The following is a 548-nucleotide window of genomic DNA, read 5'->3' as shown; positions in this document are numbered from 1 at the left end:
GGGGAAATCGACCTGTTTCGTCAGGGCATTGATGTTGCTTTTAAGCTCACCGATAAACCGGATGAAAATTTGGTGCTCAAAGAGATCAGCAAAACCAATCTGGTTTTGTGTGCCTCACCAGATTACCTCGCACAAAGAGGCATGCCAGAACATCCGACGCAACTTGAACAGCACGACTGTATTTACCTAGCAGAAAACGACAAAGACAACATTTGGTCGTTTTTTAAAGAAGAGGCGTTTCATTCCATCGCGGTCAGTGGTCGGTATGCGGTCAACCATTCGCAAATGCGCCTAAATGGCGTCAAGGCCGGTTTAGGAATTGGCATCTTCCACGATTTCGTGGTGAAAGAGGCATTAGAGCGCGGAGAAGTGGTCGAAGTGTTGTCCGATTGGATGATCAAAAGTAACTACCACGGTGCGGTCGCTATGCAGTACGCACAAACCAAATACATGCCTGCACGTCTGCGTGTATTTCTCGACTTTGTAAACGAACATCTCGTGTCTAAGGAACCCACCCATGTTTAATGCGATTCATCACGTCGCTATCA

1 protein-coding gene is annotated in these 548 nt (G+C 47.1%); it reads left to right on the top strand.

The window, feature by feature from the left end; genetic code table 11:
- A partial coding sequence (locus R7Q48_RS30155) for a substrate binding domain-containing protein (RefSeq protein WP_318134076.1) occupies positions 1-525 on the top strand: 525 nt, incomplete at its 5' end.
- Between the last annotated feature and the right edge of the window lie 23 nt (positions 526-548).

The organism is Vibrio sp. 378 (assembly GCF_033339435.1).
This window is presented reverse-complemented; position numbering and strand designations above follow the sequence as displayed.